At 47.8% G+C, this 6,399-nt stretch carries 4 protein-coding genes; all 4 read left to right on the forward strand.

Features of this window, described 5'->3' with window-relative positions; genetic code table 11:
- Nucleotides 1-2,511, forward strand: a 2,511-nt coding sequence (locus QUA16_RS35140) for a calcium-binding protein (protein WP_333181740.1), incomplete at its 5' end; no start/stop codon positions are given.
- A 280-nt stretch (nucleotides 2,512-2,791) separates the two neighbouring features.
- Nucleotides 2,792-3,001 carry a helix-turn-helix domain-containing protein gene (locus QUA16_RS35145; protein ID WP_333103860.1) on the forward strand — a complete coding sequence of 70 codons (210 nt, stop codon included), beginning with the start codon at nucleotides 2,792-2,794 and terminating at the stop codon, nucleotides 2,999-3,001.
- Between the two features lie 3 nt (nucleotides 3,002-3,004).
- Nucleotides 3,005-3,919, forward strand: a complete 915-nt coding sequence (locus QUA16_RS35150; protein ID WP_333103863.1) for a transposase — start codon at nucleotides 3,005-3,007, stop codon at nucleotides 3,917-3,919.
- Between the two features lie 560 nt (nucleotides 3,920-4,479).
- On the forward strand, nucleotides 4,480-6,030 hold the full coding sequence (locus tag QUA16_RS35155) for a reverse transcriptase domain-containing protein (RefSeq protein ID WP_333103861.1): 1,551 nt from the start codon (nucleotides 4,480-4,482) through the stop codon (nucleotides 6,028-6,030).
- Nucleotides 6,031-6,399: the final 369 nt, after the last annotated feature.

The raw sequence follows: 6,399 nt of genomic DNA on the forward strand, positions 1-6,399 counted from the left end.
GCCGTCCTGTTTTTAGGAGATCCAGCCAACGGTGGCGTTGCGGTGACACCCGGTCAAGTCCTGACTCCGGCACAGTTACAGCAACTATTTTTCTCCACGACGGGCAACTTTACAGGAGCCAATTTCACCTACAGCGCCACAGACAACAGCGGCGCCACCAGTCCCGCTGTCGCTACTGTCGCGGCTATCTTGCGCCCGGTGACGCCAACTCCAACAACTCCAACACCGACTCCAACTCCAACACCGACTCCAACTCCAACAACTCCAACACCGACTCCAACTCCAACAACTCCAACACCGACTCCAACTCCAACAACTCCAACACCGACTCCAATTCCAACTGACAACCAACCGCCAGTTGCCAACAATGCCAACTCCAGCCTCGGGCCCAACAGCAGCACCTTAGTCACGGGATTGGGAGGCAGCGACCCCGACGGGTCGATCGCCTCTTACACCATCAACACCCTGCCCCCAGCAGACCAAGCCGTCCTGTTTTTAGGAGATCCAGCCAACGGTGGCGTTGCGGTGACACCAGGTCAAGTCCTGACTCCAGCACAGTTACAGCAACTATTTTTCTCCACGACGGGCAACTTTACAGGAGCCAATTTCACCTACAGCGCCACAGACAACACCGGTGCTATCAGTCCCCCTGCTACCGCTACTGTGGCGGCTATCTTGCCGCCGGTGGCGCCAACGCCCACACCAACGCCGGCATCGCCGATCGTCTCAAATCCGATCGCCGAAACAGATACCGACTGTTTGTGTCAGCCCATTATTGAAAAACCGGGAATTAACTTTGCGCCCCCGCAGCAACCGGCCGCGGTTGGATTTGTCCGCCCGATTTCACAATTCTCAGAGGGACAAACCACCAAAGGAACCGACGGCGATGACTTCATCGTAGACACCAAAGGCAACCAAAAAATCGTCGGTTTTGAAGGCAACGACCTGCTTTTAGGTGAAGACGGCGCGGACGAAATTGACGGAAACGAAGACAATGACACGATTTTTGGGGGCATTGACACCGATATTGTTTACGGAGACGAGGGCAACGATATCGTATTCTCCGGCAAACAAAACGACTGGATTGCCGGCGACTTAGGCTCTGACTCCCTGTTTGGAGATCAAGGTGCGGATACGATTCTCGGAGACACCGGGCAGAGCAACTCCCAGAGTCCTGACGATGCTCGCGATTTGATTTTCGGAGGCGAGGGTGCAGACCTGATTAACGGCAACGAGGGCGACGATACCATCCATACCGGCAAAGGTGACGATATTGTCCTTGGAGGTAAAGAAAATGACCGAATTTGGGGCGAACTCGGCTCCGATACCTTGTTTGGTGGCATCGGCTCCGACACCTTGTTGGGCGGCATCGGCGACCAAAAAGCCAGCGACTCCGAGGGACGCGACTTGCTGTACGGAAGCTTCGGCAACGACTTCCTCAACGGCCAAGAAGGCAACGATACGCTGGTTGCAGGCAAAGATAACGATCGCGCTTACGGAGGTAAAGGCAATGACCTGATCTACGGTCAATTAGGCTCCGATACCCTCTACGGCGGCGAAGGAGCCGATACTCTGCTCGGCGATAGCGGCAGTTTCCAGTCAATCGGGGATACCGGCGAACAAGACTTCATCTTTGGCGACAGCGGCAACGACATCATCGGGGCCGGCCACGGTAATGATACCGTGCAAGCAGGTAAAGGCAATGATTGTGTTTGGGGTGGCAAAGATAATGACTTGCTTTGGGGCGAACTCGGCTCTGATACCCTTGTTGGCGACAGCGGCGACGACACCATGTACGGCGGTACTCGAAGTCGAGATCAAGATGTTGGCGGCCAAGACTTGCTTTTTGGTGGCATCGGTGCTGATGTGCTGTTCGGCGATGAGGGTGACGATACCATCAGTGGCGGTGAAGACAACGACTTGATTTACGCCGGCAAAGCTAATGACCTCATACACGGAGATCGGGGCGACGACTTGATTTACGGCGGTGACGGCAGCGATGAACTCTGCGGTGGCGAGGGCAACGATACCATTTATGGCGATCGTGCTGATAACCGGGCTGTCTCGGTGGGCGAAAACGACAAGCAAGACTGCATTAACGGCGGTGACGGCGATGACTTGCTCTACGGCAACGAAGGCCAAGATACTATCAACGGAGATGCTGGCAGCGATACTCTGATTGGTGGTAAAGATAACGACCTTCTCAATGGGGGCGCTGGAGATGACTGGCTGTTTGGCGACTTGGGCGAGGATACTTTGATTGGAGGTATGGGGAGCGATCAATATGTGTTGAGTGCTGATGGCGGCACTGATACTGTCATTAACTTCGAGGTAGCCGTCGATAAGTTTGTTTTGAGCGGCGGCCTGAGTTTCCAGCAGTTACAATTTAGCGCCACTCCGAACGGTACCTTGCTGCGAGTAGCAGGAACCGATCGGGTTTTAGCGAATCTGGTTGGGGTTAACGGGGCGATCGGCTCCTCGGATTTCCTACCCAATCTCTCTGAGTTCTAGAATTGGCGGCGAAAGTCTCCTGTTCTGACGAACAAAACGCCACAGCAGATCAGAACTTCTGTGGCGTTCCTCACAATACTCAATCCGGGTTAAAAACTTTGTAGCACTCTGCCCTTGACATCGTTCTTACCGGAAGAACGAGACGAAAGCCCCTAGCTTCAGATATGGGGATGAAGTCGGGCGCGGTTTCAACCGCCTTGAAATTAATTTCCCAATCTTCCTGATTGCTTATTGCTTAGTATACTATGGTATAGTAAATTAAGAACACAAAGGAGGGGAAATGAAAGGGCGGTATCAATACAGATTCTATCCGACAATTGAACAAAAAATTAGCTTAGCTAAATTGTTTGGCTGTGTGCGGGTAGTCTGGAATGATGCTCTAAGACTTTGCAAACAGTCAGACAGAAAACCTAGTTCTGCAGAATTGCAAAAATTAGTTTTAACTTTAGCTAAAAAGACACCAGAAAGAGAATGGTTGGGAGAAGTTTAAGCTATTCCTTTACAACAATCTGTCTCAGATTTAGAGGCGGCGTTTAGCAATTTCTTCAAGTCCTGCACAGGAAAAAGAAAAGGAAAAAAAGTCGGCTATCCTAAGTTCAAGAAAAAGACAAACAGCCAATCGGCAAGGTTAACGCGCAACGGTTTTGTATTGAGAGGTAATGAGGTTTATCTGGCAAAAATAGGGGACGTATTTCCCGTTTGGTCTAGAAAATTACCATCCAATCCTAGCTCTGTTACGATAATCAAGGACTGTACAAACCGATATTCTCTAAGCTTTGTTGTAGAAGTTTCCCCCATCCAGACCGAGGCTAAAAACCAAAGCATCGGTGTAGATTTGGGCATAAAAACCTTCGCTGCAATGAGTGATGGTACAACCGCACAAAGTCCAAGCTACAAAGTGCTAGATCGTAAAATTCGCAGACTACAGCGCAAGCTATCCCGTCAAGTCCAGACCTCAAAACGTCGGGATAAAACTAGGCTTAAAATTGCCAAGCTACACAACCAGATTGCTGATAGTCGAAAGGATTTTCTGCACAAACTATCTACTAAGTTGGTGAGTGAAAACCAAACCATTATCCTAGAAGATTTGAACGTAGCAGGTCTGGTTAAAAATCGGAGATTGTCAAGGGCAATAAGTCAGCAAGGATGGGGAGAATTTAGGACGCTTTGTGAGGGCAAGTCTGAGAAATACGGCAGAGAATTTAAAGTAATTTCTCGCTGGGAGCCGACCTCTAAAACTTGCTCAGAGTGCGGGTTTAGATGGGGAAAAATAGACCTCTCTGTGCGCTCAATCCAGTGCTTAAACTGCGGAGCTAAACACGATAGAGATTTGAACGCCGCTAAAAATATAGAAAAAGTCGGGATGGGGCATCGCCACGACTCTAAACGAGGTGCGACTCGTTTCTAGGTAAATCAATAACCTAGAGTCCTTACATCGCCTGGGTTTCGACCCTTAAATAAAATAAGGACAACTGTAGAGGGATGGAGGTGCAAGTCCTCCCCATTAAGGATGATGTGACGCCAAACCTACCCACACAGAGACTGATCATCAAAGTGAAGCTGGGAATAGGACGGGAAAAACAAGGGCTGTGATGCCTGGATACCCGTTAGGCAGGCTGACATGGATAACAAACGTGAATCTTCGGAAAAAGCATCCAAAGAGTACCGATGGAAACGAACATCGGATAACCACACAAGACCCGCACTGAAATTCCGTTAACAAGTGCAATCCTGGGTTGTGGTGGGTGAAGTGGAGAGTCCTAAATCAGTAATTATCACTCTACGGAACGAAGAAAAACGCTTAAATCTCCTGGGGTGGTCGAACAACCCAGGTAGGGCAAATCAAAGCCACATATGAAATAAGCGGGTAGGATGTGACCGAAACGGCAAGAACTAAGGACTCAAGCCTAACTGGTCACGGTCGATAGAGACTAAATCACTTAAGTAGTTGGCTCAGAAATGAAAGTTATGGCGACTCAAGAAATTGAAGTTGATAATTGGAAAGCATTGCCGTGGAAGAAATTCCAGAAGCTTGTCTTCCGCCTGCAAACAAGGATTTATAAAGCTCGGAAGAATGGCGACCGCAAGCTAGTGTGTAAGCTTCAGAAGTTATTACTCAACTCCCAGGCGGCTAAATATTTAGCCGTCAGGCAAGTCACCCAATTAAATCAGGGTAAAGCCACAGCAGGGGTAGACGGCAAAACTGCACTGAACTACAAAGAACGGATGCAATTAGCCCAAGACCTTCTAAAAGGCTGGAAGAAGTGGGAACACCAAAAACTACGAAGAGTAAATATCCCAAAAAAGGATGGCACTCAACGGAAATTAGGAATACCCACTATTAGTGATAGAGCGTATCAATGTCTACTCAAGTATGCGCTTGAACCCGCCGCCGAGGCAACATTCCACGGCAATTCATACGGGTTTCGACCAGGAAGGGGGGCGCACGATGTCCAGAAACGACTGTTCTCAGCCTTAAGGTCTACCAGCGATGGAATATCCAAAACCATACTGGAAATGGACATTGAAAAATGTTTTGACCGGATAAGTCACGAGACAATTCTGGAAAAGACAGAACTGCCAAAAATCGCTCTTAAGGGTTTAAGACTTGCCATTAAAGCAGGAGTTAGAGGGGAGTACCCATCGTCAACGGCAGGTACTCCACAAGGGGGGGTAATTTCCCCACTATTAGCCAATATAGCTCTCAACGGAATCGAAGATTGCTTCAAGAATAAAAACATCACCTGTTTAAGGTATGCTGACGACCTCGTATTTCTCTGTAAACCAGGGGTTGACCAATACGGACTACGTTTAAGCATCAATTTATTTCTTGAAGAACGAGGGTTGCAGGTTAAAGAAAGCAAAACCAAGCTCGTAAAGGCAACAGAAGGATTTGATTTCTTAGGATGGAACTTCAAAGTCAAGCCTAATGGAAAATTCATCAGCACTCCATCCCAGGAAAATACCCAAAAGGTAAAAGCCAAGATTAAAGTGACGATGAAAGATAGTAGATTCACCCTCCTTCAAAGAATCGCCAAATGCGGCTCATTGGTAAGAGGCTGGAGAAACTATAACCAATTCTGTGATATGACCTCACACGACCTATGGGCACAAGCCTATTGGACATGGAAATATATCCGCAAACAAGGGAGTTTCGACCGTCAAGGTACAACTGAAGTAATCCATAAGGCATTCCCTATGGTACCTTGGAGAGCTTGTTCCCATAACAATGTGACCGGAGTTAAATCCCCGTTCGATGGCGATTTAACCTACTGGGCTAAGAGAGAAAACAAGAATTACTCAGCGATTAACACATCACTTCTGAAGCAACAAAATCATAAATGCAAAGCTTGTGGACTGTCATTTCTCAGTGGCGATAAGGTAGAGCTACATCATGCGGATGGAAACCATAATAATTGGCAGAAATCTAATTTACAGATGCTCCACCGTCAATGTCACCAACACCAGCCTATCCACGGAGAAGCCCGTGTAGCTCGAAATTCTCAAAAGGAAAAGTAGATATTGACTAGGAGCTGTATGCAGTGAAAGCCGCACGTACAGTTCTGAAGGAGAGGTGTCCTGTGGCAACATAGGCATCGACTCTAACCACAGAGTTTGAGTAAAACTACTTCGGTAGTATCGGACAATGAAGTGCTAAGCCTAAACTTGGGAGACTATTTATTTTAGTCCGGGTTGAGAATCCCCTCGCCTTGATAGCTGGGGAGTATGTCAAAGTTGCCTTTTGTTCCTCTCTCAAATGCTAAAAAATAAAGGTGTATTCAAGCCGGATTTGGTATAATATTAAATCTGTTAAGCTGTTCGACATCTAAACTGCATTAACTAAGTTACCTTTATTTTTTATTTTTCGGTTCCATTTCATAATTAGTC

This window comes from Microcoleus sp. S13_C3 (assembly GCF_036700905.1).
Classification (GTDB): domain Bacteria; phylum Cyanobacteriota; class Cyanobacteriia; order Cyanobacteriales; family Microcoleaceae; genus Microcoleus.

What these genes read in the sequence shown, in the direction of transcription:
- QUA16_RS35145 (WP_333103860.1), top strand. Translation starts at nt 2,792, where the DNA reads ATGAAAGGGCGGTATCAATACAGATTCTATCCGACAATTGAACAAAAA.
- QUA16_RS35155 (WP_333103861.1), top strand. Translation starts at nt 4,480, where the DNA reads ATGGCGACTCAAGAAATTGAAGTTGATAATTGGAAAGCATTGCCGTGG.